Origin of the sequence: Ruegeria sp. HKCCSP351 (assembly GCF_017872535.1) — a bacterium.
Lineage (GTDB): Bacteria > Pseudomonadota > Alphaproteobacteria > Rhodobacterales > Rhodobacteraceae > Ruegeria.
Genome location: NZ_JAEDOV010000001.1, coordinates 582,934 through 598,222, shown reverse-complemented (window position 1 = coordinate 598,222; position 15,289 = coordinate 582,934). Strand labels below are relative to the sequence as shown.

General features: G+C 56.4%; 14 protein-coding genes. 8 read left to right on the top strand and 6 right to left on the bottom strand.

All coding sequences use genetic code 11. The features are described from left to right. Positions 1 to 62 precede the first annotated feature (62 nt). The gene (locus I9182_RS02960; RefSeq protein ID WP_209596371.1) at positions 63 to 497 is read left to right on the top strand and encodes an ion channel; all 435 of its coding nucleotides are present in this window, start codon (positions 63 to 65) and stop codon (positions 495 to 497) included. Here the strand turns inward: I9182_RS02960 and cls are convergent. The 3 genes from cls to I9182_RS02945 all read right to left on the bottom strand — a co-directional run bounded on the left by cls (position 494) and on the right by I9182_RS02945 (position 4,616). Beyond that, positions 494 to 1,906, bottom strand: a complete 1,413-nt coding sequence (cls, locus tag I9182_RS02955) for a cardiolipin synthase (protein ID WP_209596368.1) — start codon at positions 1,904 to 1,906, stop codon at positions 494 to 496. The genes I9182_RS02960 and cls overlap by 4 nt on opposite strands. 24 nt (positions 1,907 to 1,930) lie before the next feature. Beyond that, the gene (locus I9182_RS02950) at positions 1,931 to 2,902 is read right to left on the bottom strand and encodes an HAD family hydrolase (protein WP_209596366.1); all 972 of its coding nucleotides are present in this window, start codon (positions 2,900 to 2,902) and stop codon (positions 1,931 to 1,933) included. A 94-nt stretch (positions 2,903 to 2,996) separates the two neighbouring features. Then, positions 2,997 to 4,616 (bottom strand): arylsulfatase, encoded by a 1,620-nt coding sequence (locus I9182_RS02945; RefSeq protein ID WP_209596364.1) that lies wholly within the window; start codon positions 4,614 to 4,616, stop codon positions 2,997 to 2,999. A 205-nt stretch (positions 4,617 to 4,821) separates the two neighbouring features. Between I9182_RS02945 and I9182_RS02940 the strand changes: the two genes are divergently transcribed. Beyond that, a complete protein-coding gene (locus I9182_RS02940) occupies positions 4,822 to 5,490 on the top strand; it encodes a Crp/Fnr family transcriptional regulator (RefSeq protein WP_209596356.1) in 669 nt (222 codons plus the stop codon). A gap of 101 nt (positions 5,491 to 5,591) precedes the next feature. Here I9182_RS02940 and I9182_RS02935 read toward each other — a convergent pair whose 3' ends face one another. After that, the gene (locus I9182_RS02935) at positions 5,592 to 6,680 is read right to left on the bottom strand and encodes an AI-2E family transporter (RefSeq protein WP_209596355.1); all 1,089 of its coding nucleotides are present in this window, start codon (positions 6,678 to 6,680) and stop codon (positions 5,592 to 5,594) included. Between the two features lie 171 nt (positions 6,681 to 6,851). Between I9182_RS02935 and I9182_RS02930 the strand changes: the two genes are divergently transcribed. The 3 genes from I9182_RS02930 (at position 6,852) to I9182_RS02920 (ending at position 9,895) form a co-directional block, all read left to right on the top strand. Then, positions 6,852 to 7,718: a YihY/virulence factor BrkB family protein gene (locus I9182_RS02930; RefSeq protein ID WP_209596353.1), complete on the top strand. Its 867-nt coding sequence runs from the start codon at positions 6,852 to 6,854 to the stop codon at positions 7,716 to 7,718. Beyond that, the gene (locus I9182_RS02925) at positions 7,715 to 9,616 is read left to right on the top strand and encodes a multiheme c-type cytochrome (RefSeq protein WP_209596351.1); all 1,902 of its coding nucleotides are present in this window, start codon (positions 7,715 to 7,717) and stop codon (positions 9,614 to 9,616) included. Before I9182_RS02930 ends, I9182_RS02925 begins: the two co-directional genes overlap by 4 nt. Before the next feature lie 87 nt (positions 9,617 to 9,703). Continuing rightward, positions 9,704 to 9,895 (top strand): hypothetical protein, encoded by a 192-nt coding sequence (locus tag I9182_RS02920; RefSeq protein WP_209596349.1) that lies wholly within the window; start codon positions 9,704 to 9,706, stop codon positions 9,893 to 9,895. Between the two features lie 2 nt (positions 9,896 to 9,897). Here the strand turns inward: I9182_RS02920 and I9182_RS02915 are convergent, their stop codons facing one another. Together I9182_RS02915 and I9182_RS02910 are read right to left on the bottom strand one after the other, a co-directional pair. Beyond that, positions 9,898 to 10,614, bottom strand: a complete 717-nt coding sequence (locus I9182_RS02915) for an RlmE family RNA methyltransferase (RefSeq protein ID WP_209596348.1) — start codon at positions 10,612 to 10,614, stop codon at positions 9,898 to 9,900. Further along, a complete protein-coding gene (locus I9182_RS02910; RefSeq protein WP_209503859.1) occupies positions 10,614 to 11,726 on the bottom strand; it encodes a Ppx/GppA phosphatase family protein in 1,113 nt (370 codons plus the stop codon). The genes I9182_RS02915 and I9182_RS02910 overlap by 1 nt, the downstream gene beginning before the upstream one ends. Before the next feature lie 178 nt (positions 11,727 to 11,904). Between I9182_RS02910 and I9182_RS02905 the strand changes: the two genes are divergently transcribed. The 3 genes from I9182_RS02905 to I9182_RS02895 all read left to right on the top strand — a co-directional run bounded on the left by I9182_RS02905 (position 11,905) and on the right by I9182_RS02895 (position 15,288). Further along, positions 11,905 to 13,791 carry a PhoX family phosphatase gene (locus tag I9182_RS02905; protein ID WP_209596345.1) on the top strand — a complete coding sequence of 629 codons (1,887 nt, stop codon included), beginning with the start codon at positions 11,905 to 11,907 and terminating at the stop codon, positions 13,789 to 13,791. 248 nt (positions 13,792 to 14,039) lie between these two features. Next, positions 14,040 to 14,336: a virulence factor gene (locus I9182_RS02900; protein WP_209503861.1), complete on the top strand. Its 297-nt coding sequence runs from the start codon at positions 14,040 to 14,042 to the stop codon at positions 14,334 to 14,336. Positions 14,337 to 14,361: 25 nt separating this feature from the next. Continuing rightward, positions 14,362 to 15,288 (top strand): methylenetetrahydrofolate reductase, encoded by a 927-nt coding sequence (locus I9182_RS02895; protein ID WP_209503862.1) that lies wholly within the window; start codon positions 14,362 to 14,364, stop codon positions 15,286 to 15,288. Position 15,289 lies beyond the last annotated feature (1 nt).

The window sequence follows — 15,289 nt, the reverse complement described above, 5'->3', positions numbered from 1 at the left end:
CTTGCGTTTTGAAAGGTCATTGTGCCTTGACAGTTCGTGGCCGAAAATCAGGGTGTAAATACATGACGTTGCTGCATCAGATCGTTTGGGGCAGTACCTTTCTGGGTATCTGTATCCTGATCGAGATTCTCTTTCTGACCTGGTGCACGATGTCCATAATCAAGATGGACAAAAAATGGGTCACACGCGGGGTGTTTGTGGCAACCGCGGGGCCAATTGCCGTTGCCTTGGGCTTCATTATCGCAACGCACACCATTCAGGTCTGGATCTGGGCTATCGTCTGGGTATTGCTGAATGTTCTGCCGGACTGGAACTCGGCCATTTATTTCTCGTTGGTGACGTTTACGACGCTCGGATACGGCGACATCGTTTTGGGTGAAGGGCTGCGCATTTTCGGCTCGTTTGCCTCGGTCACTGGGCTGTTGGCGTTTGGATTGTCTACCGCGTATCTGGTCGCACTGATGACACGCGTCTTTCAAGAGAGGTTCTTTTCCTAAAGGATCGGAGCAAACAACCGCGCCAGCGGCGCACCAAAGCGGATGTGGGCCGGTTGTTGACGTAACCTGCGGGTCAATTCGTAACTGGTTTCGAAATCTTCTTGTAACATCTGGTCGACGGCCTGCGCGGCCCGGGCATCAAAGAACAGCGCCATTGCTTCGAAGTTCAGGCGGAAGGATCGGTTGTCGAGGTTTGTTGTTCCAACAGCGGCCAGTGTCTCGTCGACAACGAACGCCTTTTGATGCATGAACCCGCCGGTATAGCGGAACACGCGCACGCCGCAGTCGCGGATTTCATCGAAATAGGCAAACGCGGCCAGCCAGGGCAGGCGATGGTCGATCATGTCAGGAACAAGGATGCGTACATCCACCCCGCGCATCGCGGCATGTTGCAGCGCTGTCATGACATCGATGTCGGGTACGAAGTAAGGCGACGCAATCCACAACCGTTCTTTTGCCTCGGCGATTGCCGCAAAGAACATCATGGCACCAGTTTCGGTTTCATCTCCGGGCCCGGTCGCAACCAGCAGGGCATTCATGTTCTGTTCGGATTCACTGCCTGCCCAGTCAAGTTCATCAATCAGGTCTTCGTTATGCGCCCAATGCCAATCTTCGGTGAAGATTAGCTGTAATTGCCGGACGACATGACCGGACATCATTATGTGAGTGTCGCGCCAGTGGCCGAAATGCGGGTGTTTGCCCAGATATTCCTCGCCTACATTGTGGCCACCGATAAAGCCTGTCTCGCCATCGATAATGACAGTTTTGCGGTGGTTTCGGTAATTCAGTTGAAACCGGAAATTCGGGCCGCGTTGCTGACGAGGGTCGGCGACATCAATCCCGGCTTCACGCATGGTATCCAGATACGCGCGCGGCAAACCATAACTGCCGACTGCATCGGTCATGAAACGGACGTGAACCCCACGCTTCGTCGCCTCGATCAGCTTGGATTGCAGTTTGCGGCCAAGCGTATCGTCTCTGATAATGTAGAATTGAATGAGGATATAGTTCTTGGCCTTGTCGATGGCGTCGAAAATGGCGTCGAATGTGGCGTGCCCGTCAACCAGTAGCCGGGCACCGTTTCCGCTGGACACAGGGAGATGCGCCAGAAACTCGAACGGGCGCGGATTGATCGACATTGTGGAGGGATCGGGCCTTGAATAATCGGCAAAGGTTTTGATCCCTTCAACAACCCGCTCACTTTTCTGGCGCGCGATGCGATATCCGTGAAAGCGATGGTGCCCCAGAAAAAGGTACAATGGCACCGCCAGGAAAGGTGCTGACACCAAAAAGACCACCCAACCAACTGCACCTTGCGGTGTCCGCGCGGTTTGCGCCGCTCGGATCGAAAACACAAATGCAGCCACGTACAACGTGAATACAAAGATAGATACCAGCGCTGTCCACATGGGGTCTTACGTCTTTCGGGCCGTTCAGTTTGCCCCAGTGTAGATGCGCGACCAGTCTTGCGCCATATCGACGATGATCCATCCCTTGTCAGGACCCTGATCCAGCCCGTCTGACAGCTTTCCGATCGGGCTTTCGCGGTCATAGGCCCATTCGCGTTCCGCGTCCGTGTGGTGGATCAGAATTCCCAAACGCGGGCCATCACCCGACGTTGTCCAATCCAGCATAGCGAAATCTCCGTCCGAATTGCCTGCGGCCAGAATCGGGCGTCTGCCAATCGTGCGTTCGATGTTGATCGGCTTGCCTTCCTTGTCGTCGATGAAGGCTAACCCCGGCGCCTTGATAATCGTCGGGCTGCCGTCGATCACCTTATAGGTGCTGTCTGCGTAACTTCCCAATATCTGTTCCGGCGGGATACCATAGGCATCCTCGGCGAAGACGCGCATGAAATGAATGCCTCCGCCGGATACGATGTAGGTCTTGAAACCTTCATCACGTAGATAACGCAGCAACTCGACCATCGGTTGGTAGGTCATTTGGTCATAGGGCAGGCCGGTGCCAGGGTGGCGTTCGGTTTCCAGCCATTGCGCAACACCTGCCTGAAAGTCATCGACGCTGGTGCCCGAATGCGAGGCGTTGACAACTTCGATCAGCGCCTCATGCCCGCCTTCAAGAATCGCCGCAAGATCACCCTTTGCAGCAGCTTCCAGTGCAGGCGTTGTCAGGATCGACGGGTCCTGCTCGGCCAGATCGGCCAGTCGGTCCATGGCAAAAACAAACTGGAAATACACAGGCTGTTCGGCCCAAAGCGTTCCGTCATTGTCGAATACGGCGATCCTGTCATCCGGCGTCACGTAATGAGCAGAGGCAGGGTCGGTTACTTCGTCAACAAACGAAACGATTTTCTCTTTGGATTCTATATTGTTCCAAGAGGGCAAGGGGTCAGCGATGGCGACCGTCGCTCCTAGCACACTGCACAATATCAAAAACAGACGCACGGATTATTCCTCAATTTTCAACCGACAATGAGAGGGGCCGGAGCCCCGATATCGGGACTCCGGCGTTTCTGTGTCTTGGATCAAACAGCCAGGTTCACGGTGCGCCCGGAGGTGACGTCAACTTCTCCATCACCTTGTCGAGGCTGAAGCTCGCCGCTTCCTGTCGGGGTGGGTATTCCTTGAAGGTTTCAAGGAACTGCGCGACATAGGCCTGCGCAGGTACCAGCATGTAGGCACGGTCGAGCATCCAGTCATAGTAGGTGTTCGATGTGCGATAGCCACGCTCGTATGGGTCGCGTCGCAAGTTGGCGATCAATGGCACACGCAGAGGGGTCAGCGGCTCCATCCAGGCGCGCAAGGTCGCCCATGCCTTCTGTTCCAGGAAGGTGATTTTCCAATCACCGAAGCGCAGTGCCGCAAGGTCACCATCGTCCGTGAAATAGAAGATTTCCCTGCGCGGGCTCTCGTCTGTTTCGCCGGTCAGCAACGGCAAGATGTTGTAACCATCCAGGTGCACGCGATAGTCACGCCCGCCGCCAACTTCGGTCACGGTGACACCTTCCAGAAGATCTTCTTTCACGGTTTCGTTGCCAGCCGCCGCCAAGAATGTCGGCAACCAATCCATATGGTGCACGATCTCGTTCGACACAGCGCCTTCGGCAATTTTGCCGGGCCACCGAACCATGGCAGGTACGCGCCATGCACCTTCCCATTGGGTGTTTTTCTCACCCCAGAACGGTGTCATCGCGGCATCTGGCCACGTATTCATGTGCGGACCATTGTCAGTCGAGTAAAACACGATGGTTTTGTCGGCAATGCCTAGCTCGTCCAGCGCAGTCAGGAAGTCACCGATATGCATATCGTGTTCGATCATGCCGGCCGTATACTCATCCACCTGCTTGCCGACGATTTCATTGGCTTTTGCCCATTTCTCTTCGGAAACATGCGTGCGGAAATGCATCCGGGTGCCTGACCACCAGACGAACCACGGTGTACCGCTTTCCTCTTGTTTGCGTATGAATTCAATCGCTGCCGCCGCGGTTTCATCGTCGACTGTTTCCATGCGCTTCTTGGTCAGCGGGCCGGTATCCTCGATCTCACCACCTGCTGTCGACTTGATTACACCGCGCGGTCCGAAAGCTTGCCGAAAGGTTCTGCCATCGGGCAGAACAGCATCATTGGGATAGTCGATGTTTTCCGGCTCTTCCTCGGCATTGAGGTGGTAGAGATTACCAAAAAATTCGTCAAAACCGTGGTTTGTCGGCAGATGTTCATCTCGGTCGCCCAGGTGGTTTTTTCCGAACTGACCTGTGGCATAGCCTTCTGCTTTCAGAAGTCCCGCAATGGTCGGGTCTTCGATCTGCATGCCTTCCTTAGCACCTGGCAGGCCAACTTTGGACAGGCCCGTGCGGAAAACGGATTGCCCCATGATGAAAGATGATCGCCCGGCCGTGCACGACTGCTCACCGTAGTAATCCGTGAACATCATGCCTTCTTCGGCGATGCGGTCGATATTGGGTGTCTGATACCCCATCAGACCCCGCGTGTAGGCCGAGATGTTGGACTGACCAACATCGTCGCCCCAGATCACAAGGATATTCGGTTTCTGGTCTTGCGCCCAAGCGGGTATGGCCAGCGTCAACGTGGCGGTTACCACGGCAAGTCGGCGCAAGTTACTGCGCCAGGTGCCGGATGGCGAACATGGAGGTAACATGGTTTGCTCCTGATCTGATAGGATCTTAGTGACCCTTGGATAATTAAATCTCCGGCGTTCAAACGCATGAACAACACGGCAGCAATGTGTTGATTCCCATGTCGAAAATATCAGGATCTGGGAATCGAACGTTTTCAGCATAGGTCAGTTCTTGCGTCGGAAACTCATCATATGATTATATCTCAAAGTACAAATGTGAGACAAAATGAATAATCTGACGCTATTACGAAACACCGGATGGTTCAGTGAACGCTCGTCAGCGTTTCAGGCCGATTTGGCAGCCCTTGGCATGGCGAAATCGGTAGAAGCAGGAGAGACGCTGTACCACTACGGTGATCCGGCAAATGGAATCTACGCGATTCTCAGCGGTGGTGTGCAGATAACGGCCCCCGCGGATGACGGTCAGGAGTTTGTTTTGCACCGCGATGGCGCTGGGTTCTGGATTGGCGATCTTGCATTGTTTGCAGGTGCACTGCGTCTGGTCAGTGTTGTCACGACGCAAGCCACTCAAGCCTTGTTTTTCCCTAACCTGAGCATCTCGCGATTGATTCAGAACAATCCTGACTACATCCGGGATTTCTATGCGTTAACGCATGAGAATATGCGAACCGCTTTGCGCATCATGGCAAATCTGGCCGTGACGGGAACGGAAAAGCGGCTGGTCCTGAGGTTGCTTCACTTGGACGAAGGAACCTCGAAAACCGAGAGCTGGATTGATGTTTCCCAAGACGATCTGGCGGCGATGATTGCTGTATCGCAACCGACGTTGCACAGGAACCTTCACCGGCTTGTGGATTTGGGGTTAATCGAACTGGGGTATGGTCGGGTTCGACTGCTGGATCGGGGCGCATTGATAGCCAGTTGTCAGACCTGAGGTTTCGGGTCGCGACACCGCTATGCGGTCCAATACTCGCGGACAGGCTGGCCGCTGTGTACGGCACCCGACGAACTTAAGCCTACGCCACACGCCGCGGTTCAGTTTTTCGCACGCGCCTGACTGTCCTCCTCGCCCAATTGGCCGTCCAGAGACATCAGGATTGCAACCGGGCGCAAAGCGGGGATGTGGCTGAACACGATCAGGATGCAGACCGTCAGCGGTACGCTGAGGAAAGCACCGATCAGGCCCCAGACAGTTGTCCAGAAGGTCAACGCCAGAATGACAAGGAATGTCGACATGTTCAGCGAACGGCCCAGCATGGCCGGATCAAGGAAGTTACCGATCAGGAATTGAAGGGTGCCGCACCCAAACAAGATGATCAGAAACGGAACGATCGTATCAAACTGTACAAGCGCGATCATGGCCGGAAAAAACACTGCTATAATCGACCCGATCGAGGGAATGAAGTTCAGAGCAAAGGTCAAAACGGCCCAGGTTTCCGCATATTCCAAACCAAGGACCCTGAATACAAAATAACTGATGCCTGCTGTGATCAGGCTGATCAGCGTCTTAACCCCAACATATCGTTGCAGGCTGATCGATATGGCATCAAGCATGGTCGCAAAATCCGCGCCGGTTTGGGGGTCGCCAGCCGCAAGTTGAATTTTCTTGCGAAAGGCCAGACGCTCGGCCATCAGGAACGCGACATAGAGGCTGATCAGAAAGAACTGGTTTAGCAGGGACGTAGCGCTGCCCAGCAACAGGCGTGCGACATAGGTCATGTCGATGCTGACCAGATTGTCGCGGATGAAAGTGGTGACATCGTTGCCGACAAGACCGGTTATGCGCTCAACCGCCCCGTCGAACTGGTTTTCGTAGGTGCTGACGGACCGAGCAAACTGCGTTGCCTGACTGCCCAGCACGTACATGATCATGAACAATCCCACCAGAACCACGGTCACTCCGGCGATATTGGCCAACCAGACCGGAGCACGGGTCAGCGCGGTAACGCGGTCGCTCAGCGCAATGATCAGAACATTGACCAGCAGCGCCATGGCAAGTGGGATCAGGAAGTTCGCCCCGGCATAAAGCCCCAGCACTATCAGCGTCGCGATAATGCAGGTGTCGCGGACAACAGACAGTTTTAGCCTGGGGCGAGCCGTGAAATCTTCCTGTTCCGGGATCATTCAGTATCCTGTTTATCTGTTCTTACGCAGGCTGGTGATCGCCCGTCTTTACCCAATCCTGCACCTGCAATCCGTTTTTAGCAATGCAGTCAGCCGTTTGCAGATCGGCATTTGTCACTTTGATATCGATGACGGGTTCTGAGTTTTATTTCGGCAGGTTAGGGTTGCAGGATGACAAAGCCCACGATTCCCCCGTTTGGCCGCCCGCTGCAGGCGCTATGGCTGGCACTTCGCCGGTTCGTCAGGAAAAACGGACCTGTCATGAGCAGCCACGTCGCCATGTCGTTGATGATGGCCCTGTTTCCCTTTGTGTTGTTCACCGTGGCGCTGGCCGGGGCATTGTCGCAGGACTATGTCACTGATGAGTTGATTGATCTGCTGTTCGGGGCATGGCCCAAGGATGTTGCGGACCCGATCGTGGCCGAATTGCGTGCCGTTCTGGCCGGGGCGGGGTCGGGCGTGATTACGCTGGGTGGCCTGCTTGCGATCTACTTTGCCTCCAACGGGGTTGCTGCAGTACGCGCAGCGATGAATCAGGCCTATCACGATCAGGACAGTTGGCCTTTTTGGAAAACCCGGCTTTTGTGTCTGGTCCTGGTTATCCTTGGCGGTTCGGCAATCCTTGTTATTGCAACGGTCGAGGTGGTTCTGCCGGTCTACACGAAACTGGTGGCAGAGCATACCGAAGCTCAGGTTGCGGACTGGCTGTCCGTAGATCGCCTGCGCTGGACGTTTACCGTGGCCATCCCGGCCGGCACCGTCCTGCTGGCACATCTTATTCTGCCGACCCGAAGGCACAGCCTGGCCCAAATCCTGCCTGGTGTCATTTTGACATTGGTTTTGTGGGCAGCCGGTGGATGGGCGTTTTCGGTCTATATCAGCCAGTTTGCCACCTACAGTGCCACATATGCCGGTTTGGCCGGGGCAATGGCCGCGCTGATCTTCCTGTATCTGTGCTCTGCGATGCTGATCCTTGGCGCCGAATACAATGGCGCGTTGATCGACCTGCGAAACGCTGGCGAAGGAGATGTGGAATGAGATTTGCCATTCTGGCGGCTTGCTTGATCTTCGCAAGTGAAGGGCTGGCGCAGTCACCGGAGTATGTCGGCTCGGATCAATGTTCGGACTGCCATCAGCACGAGGCTGAGGCCTGGGCTTCGTCTCATCATGCCTTGGCCTGGACGGAAGTCGGCGACGGTCATCTGGACGCCGATTTCGATGGAACCCGGTTCGTACAGAACGGGATGACAGTTGAATTTGAAAGACAGACAGACAGGTTCACAGCTCGTGTAACGGAAAAAGACGGTGCGACGACGGCATATGATGTGCATTCCGTTGTCGGGATCACGCCTCTGCAGCAATATCTGTTTGAAACCGAACCGGGGCGGTTGCAAAGTTTTGATGTGGTTTGGGATACCGAGCAGAAGCGCTGGTATCACTTATACCCCGATCAGGATCTGCCGCCAGAAGACGGGCTGCACTGGACGGGCCCTTACAAGAACTGGAACGCGCGCTGCGCCGAATGTCACGCCACAGGGTTTGAAAAGAACTACGTCGCGCAATCCAGAACATACTCTTCCCAACAGGCCGAGATTGGTGTTGGCTGCGAAGCCTGCCATGGACCGGGATCGGCACATATCGATTGGACCAAAGGGCAGGGCGTTGCCGAGGAGCTGAGTGATAGAGGCTTCTCGATGAGCTGGGGCAAGGGCCAGACCGAGACCGAGATCCAGCAATGCGCAGGGTGTCATTCGCGGCGCGAGGCGCATGGCAACGGAAACCCTTTGCCGGGAACCCCGTATCATGATGCCTATAACCTGGCTGTGTTGCGGCCCGGTTCGTATCATCCGGACGGGCAGATACTGGATGAGGTCTACGTTTATGGCTCATTCCTGCAATCCAAAATGTATGCTCGAGGGGTCGGATGCATGAACTGCCACGAGGCACATAGCGCGCAGTTGAAGACCGAAGGCAACGGTATTTGCACGCAATGTCATTCCACGGCCGGAAACCCAGATTTCCCGACGCTAGCGAAAAGGGAATACGATACACCCAATCACCATCATCACGTCATGGATAGCGCGGGGGCCCAGTGTAAAAGCTGCCACATGATCGAACGCACATATATGGGTGTGGACGGTCGCCGGGATCACAGCTTTCGCGTGCCGCGACCGGATCTGGGATTAGGGGCTGATGCCTGCACTGATTGCCACCAGAATAAGGATCAGGCCTGGGCTGCCAGCCGGATCAAAGGGTGGTTTCCTGACACAGCCAATCGAGGGGCGCATTTTGGTACGGTATTCAAAGCTGCTGCCGATGGTCAGTTGAATACGCCAGAGGGTTTGATTGCTGTCGCAATGGATCCCTCGCAACCCGCTATCGTGCGCGCAACAGCGGCGTATTTGCTGCAACCCTTCAGCTCGCCCGAGGTTGCCGCGCATACAGCGCCACTGTTGCAGGAAGACGATCCGCTGATACGCGCAAATGCAGCAGCCTTGCAGCGTCAGGCGAGCCCAACGGATCGTGCCCAAAGGTTAGAGCCCCTTTTGTCTGATCCTTTTCGCAACGTTCGCATAGCCGCCGCCAAGGAATTTCTGAGTATCCCTCCTCAAGCTCTGACACCTCAGCAACAGGGTCTGGCCGGGCAGGGGATGGCCGAGTGGCAGGCGGCGATCTCGAACAGGCTGGATGCCCCTGAAACGCATCTGGTTCTGGGGGGCATGGCGTTGACGCTGCGCAACGCCCCGGCCGCCGAACGGGCCTTTCGCGAGGTTGTAGCGCTGGACCCTCAACGCGCCGAAGCGTGGCCCATGGTGGTACAGCTGGCTCAGATCAACAGCGGCCCGGAAGCCGCACGTATCGCCTTACGCGAAGCCTTGATCAGGTTGCCCGATGACCCGACCTTGCTGCAGTTGTTGCAACAACTGGGCCCCTGATCCGGCACAGGTTTGCCCGAATTGTTCCATCTTCACGGCAAGATTTCACGATAATAGCATTTCAGAACTGTTGTTTTGAGGTGACGTATGGCCACTGAGTCAACAAGACAGAAAGCAACCGGAGCGAACCCTGCTTCGTTGGCGCAGCGCATTGAAGAGCTGCGCAATCGCGAGCCTGTATATGTTTCGCATGGGGACACACTGATGTTGCAGGGTATGGCCGCCACGTCGTTGCGCGAACAACGGCTAACCGGGAACCGTATCCGGTTGGAAGATTAAGTTCAGCCGCGAAATCCGGTTGCCACAACGAATTTTTCCGAACTGTCGGAACGGGACGCGGGAGGTTTCACATGCGCTACTTTCTGAAATTTCTGCTTCAGAAGTTTTTGCAAATCGCCCTCGGCACCACCGGCAAGAACCTTGGCTACGAATGTGCCACCTTCTTCCAGCACGTCAAAGGCAAAATGGGCCGCAGTTTCACACAGTGCAATGATCCGAAGATGGTCGGTCTGCTTGTGACCCGAGGACGCCGCGGCCATATCCGACATTACCACATCCGCCTTGCCACCCAGCCAGTCCTTGACCTTCTGGTCGGCGTCATCCTCCATGAAGTCCAGCACATGGGTATCGGCACCCGCAACCGGTTCCACTTCCTGCAAGTCGATACCCAGCACCGTTCCGACCCGTTTTCCTGACTTTTCGCCAAGCGCGTTTACCCGTTTGACAGCAACCTGGCACCAGCCACCAGGCGCGCACCCCAGATCAACAACCCGTGCTCCGGGAACGAGAAAGCGGAACTTGTCGTCAAGCTCCATGATCTTATACGCGGCGCGCCCACGGTATCCTTCGGTCTGGGCGCGCTTGACATAGGGGTCGTTCAACTGCCGTTCGAGCCAACGGGTCGAACTCAGCTTGCGACCCCGTGCGGTCTTTACCTTTACCTTCAAGTCACGCTGCCCGCGCCCCGAGTTGTTTTTGCCAGTTGGTGTCTTCGCCATCAGAACGGTCCGTCTTCCAGTACCCCGTCCGCGCTCATCTGTGCATAAAGCAGGCCCTCGCGCAGCCCCCGATCTGCCACGGAAAGGCGATCAGTGGGCCAACAGCGCAACAATGCCTGCAAAATGGCCGAGCCGGACATGATCAGGGCCTGCCGGTCTTCACCAATCCGAGGATCCCGGCGGCGCCCATGAGGGCCGAGTTCTAAATACCCGCGTATGACTTTGTCAATCTGATCGCTGGTCATGCGCAGCCCGTCAACTTTGGTCCGGTCATACCGCTTGAGGCCCAGATGCGATGCCGCAACCGTTGTGACAGTTCCGCTGGTGCCGACGATCTGAAAACCTTCACGGGTCTGTTCGTCTTTGTAAGGTGCGAAATCGGCCAGGTTTTCTTCGAAAAACCAGCTCATCAACGCAAACCGCGCGGCGTCGTTTTCGACATCATTGAACTGATCCCGCAACGTGGCAACGCCCAGTGGCACGCTGATCCAGTCCACAACTTTTGCAGCCGGAAAAGGGCTGTCGACCGTGTGAAATCCGTTATGCAAACGCATGATCGCAGCCGGGCGGTCACGGCGAGGGACGGACGAAATGTCGATCCAGACCAGCTCGGTCGAACCGCCGCCAATATCGACAACCAACAGCTGTTCGGTCTTGGTGGACACCAGCGGGGCGCAGGAGATCACCGCCAAACGGGCTTCTTCTTCGGGTTGAATGATTTCGAGCGTCAGCCCGGTTTCGCGTTTGACCTGCCGGATGAATTCGCGGGAATTCTTGGCGCGGCGGCAGGCCTCGGTTGCGATCAGACGCATCCGTTTTACTTTGTTCCGCTTCAGCTTTTGTTGACAGATTCGCAGCGCCTGAACGGTGCGTGCCATCGACGCCCGCGACAGACGTCCGGTGCGTTCCAGACCCGCGCCCAGCTGCACGGACTTGGAGAAGCTGTCAACCACATGAAACCCGCTGCCCTTGGGCTGGGCTATCAACATGCGGCAACTATTTGTTCCCAAATCCAGAGCCGCATACAGGGCATCCGGATCGGGTCTTGCCGGCGCGGGGCTTTCGACCGCTTTCGGGAACGCGCCCGCACCTTTGGGACGCTTGGGCGCCATCGTAACGCCCTCCGATTTTCGAGTTGATTTGACCCTAGGTGGGACGTCGTCGTCGTGCAAGCGATTTCCATTTCAAATTTGGTTTGGATGTCACACGCCGTTCATACTGAGGTGCGATTTGATCTTTGATCCCGGTTGAGGGATTCTTGATTGCAATTAGCCGCAGACGGAGCCTGCCATGAAAGATGAACGTATCCTGACCTTTGACGAATTCGATGAAATGGTGAACCCGCGCCCAGAGGAATGCGAGTTTGACCGCGTCGTTGAGCGTGCCCTGTCACGTCGGGGATTTCTGGGCGGCGTATTGGCGACGGGAAGTTTCACGGCTTTGGCTGGGTCGCTGCTTCCGACTGGTGCGCGCGCAGCCGCAGATCGTTTTGCGTTCGAGGCGATTCCGGCGTCAACTGCCGACGACGTCATCGTGCCGCCGGGCTACAAGGCCGAGGTGTTGGTGCGCTGGGGCGATCCGCTTTGGTCTGATGCGCCCGAATTCGATCCGGCAACCCGCGGAACTGCCGCCAGTCAGGAGCGCTCATTCGGTGATAACACCGACGGTCAGGATGTGTTTCTGCACGAGGGGCACGTTCTGCTGGTTGTGAACAACGAATACACCAATCGCGATATCCTTTGGGGCAACAATCCGGACGCCAAAGCCGCCTCGGATGACGATGTTGCCAAAGGCATGATGGCGCATGGTGTGACGGTGGTCGAGATTGCTGCTACCGACGGCAAATGGGGTATCGTCAAGGATAGCCCGTATAACCGCCGCATCACGCCGCAAACAGACATGTCACTGACCGGTCCTGCCGCGGGCCATGATCTGTTGAAAACTGCCGCTGATCCGACAGGCACCACCTCTAAAGGCACCTGGAACAACTGTGGCAACGGCATGACCCCATGGGGGACGTATTTGGCCTGTGAAGAGAATTTTAACGGTTACTTCTCGGCTGAGGACGAAAACCATGAAGTCAGCGCCGAACTTCAGCGCTACGGCGTTTCGTCCAAGGATTGGGGATACGGATGGGCCGGAATTGACGAGCGTTTCGACGTCTCGAAAAACCCTAACGAGCCGAACCGCGCAGGCTATGTAGTCGAAATCGATCCAACCGATCCGGCCTCGATCCCTCGCAAGCTGACCGCGCTCGGTCGGTTCAAGCATGAAAACGCCGAGGCCATTGTGAACAATGACGGTCGTGTCGTCGTCTACATGGGTGATGATGAACGGGGTGAGTTCCTGTACCGCTTCGTCTCGGAAGGTGTTTATGCCGCTGGGGTGGACACGCATGCATTGCTTGAGAACGGTACGTTGTCAGTTGCAAAGTTCAACGATGACGGGACCGGTGAGTGGCTGGACCTGACACCTGAAGCAACCGGTTTGGCGTCGCAGGCCGAAATCTGCATCCATACGCGGCAAGCAGCGTCGGCCGTGGGCGCGACCACTATGGACCGCCCGGAATGGGTTGCGGCCAATCCGAACGCGCCCGAGGTCTATTGCTGCCTGACCAACAACAAGAATCGCGGTGTCAAACCGAATGCCGGTGGCGACGACACTTCGGTCAACGGGCCGAATCCGCGCGAGGCGAACAATTACGGTCAGATCGTGCGCTGGCGTCCTGAAGGCGGAGACCATGGCGCATCGGGTTTCGAATGGGACCTGTATGTGCTGGCCGGAAACCCGACCGTGCATCAGGATGCTTATGGCGGCTCGGACAATGTCAACGCCGACAATATGTTCAACTCACCCGACGGTCTGAAGTTTGACAGCAACGGCCTGCTGTGGATCCAGACCGACGGCAAATACAGCAACGAAGGCGACTTCGAAGGGCAGGGGAACAACCAGATGCTGGCAGGCGACCCCGTTACCGGTGAAATCCGTCGTTTCCTCGTTGGCCCGAACGAGTGTGAGATCACTGGCCTCAGCTGGTCGCCGGATCGCCGCACCATGTTTGTTGGTATTCAGCACCCCGGTGAAGACGGCAATAGCCACTGGCCCGACGGTGGAAACTCGGTTCCTCGTTCTGCCATCATTGCGGTTTCTCGTGAAGACGGCGGGCTGGTCGGTTAACCCCGGCAAGACGCGTTGAAACAAGCCTCGGGCGGGTCATGCTGTCCGGGGCTTTTGTTCATTATGCAGCGCTCTCATAGTGACAATGAGAATTTTGGTATGCGTTTTCGCCGCGAGACGGGTTAAAACCCCGCCACGCCACCGTGGGCGAAAACGTCGCTTGAAAAGCGCCGGGTGTCGAAAACCGACCGACCCATCCCCACATTGAAGTTTAGAACCGGCCCATCGGGTTAGGAGGAATCACAGTAATGCCTGACGTCACCATCGTGTACTGGCGCGACATTCCCGCTCAGGTCATCGTCGGCAAAGGCCGTCGCGGCGCGAAGCGGCAATTGGAAGAACGGTTCGAGCAGGCCATCGACCGCGCCGCCATGAAGGTAAACGCCAAGGACAGTGATGCCTATCTGGCCGAATGGCGCAAGGCCGAGCCTTTTGCGGTCGATGGCGACCCGGCAGAAGTAGCAGAGGCCGAGGCCCTGCGTCTGGAAAAGGAATACGATCAGGACCGCATCAAAGCGCTGATCGCAAATGACGGTTGGGCATAAGCCCTAATCTTAATGGGAGGCCTCAATGGCTTTGCTGAACTTCAAGAAACGTGATGTGGTCGAAAACAGCCCTGTGAACCCGACCGTCGAAGCCTTCCTGCAAGGCTATTCGATCGAGGTCATGCCGCGGACCGCCGAAAAGGTCGAGGATTTCCGCGCGCTGCTGCCCGAAGGCACACGCGTCTACATTGCCCATATCGAAGGCACCCCGATTGAAGACATGGTCAAGACAGCCAAGCGGATTGCGGCCGAAGGCTATCCTGTCATGCCCCACTTCCCGGCGCGGATCATCAAAGATGCGGCAACCTTGGACAACTGGATTTCGATGTACCAGGGCGAGGCTGGCGTCGAGCAGGCGCTGTTGCTGGCCGGCGGCGTGACAAAACCGCATGGCGATTTCGACAGTTCCATGCAGCTGATGGAAACCGGTCTGTTTGACAAGGCAGGGTTCAAGCGTCTTCATGTTGCGGGCCACCCTGAGGGTAACAAGGACATCGATCCGGATGGGTCCACCAAGAATGTCGATGACGCCCTGCGCTGGAAACAGAAATTTAACGAGACCACGGATGCCGAGATGGCGCTGGCAACCCAGTTTGCCTTCGATGCCAAGCCGATCATCGCCTGGGCAGATAGTCTGAAAGAGGCAGGGATCGACCTGCCCATCCACATCGGCATCGCCGGTCCGGCCAAACTGCAGACCCTGATCAAGTTCGCAATTGCCTGCGGTGTCGGCCCGTCGCTGAAAGTTCTGCAAAAGCGCGCCATGGATGTGTCGAAGCTTCTGCTGCCCTATGAGCCGAACGATGTTGTGACTGAATTGGCCAATCACAAAGCGGCCAACCCGGATTTCAACATCACCAACGTGCACTTCTTCCCGCTGGGCGGGATCAAAACCAACGCCAACTGGGCGATCAATAACGGCGGTGCCTCGGCGCAGCCTGCAAACTCCTAAG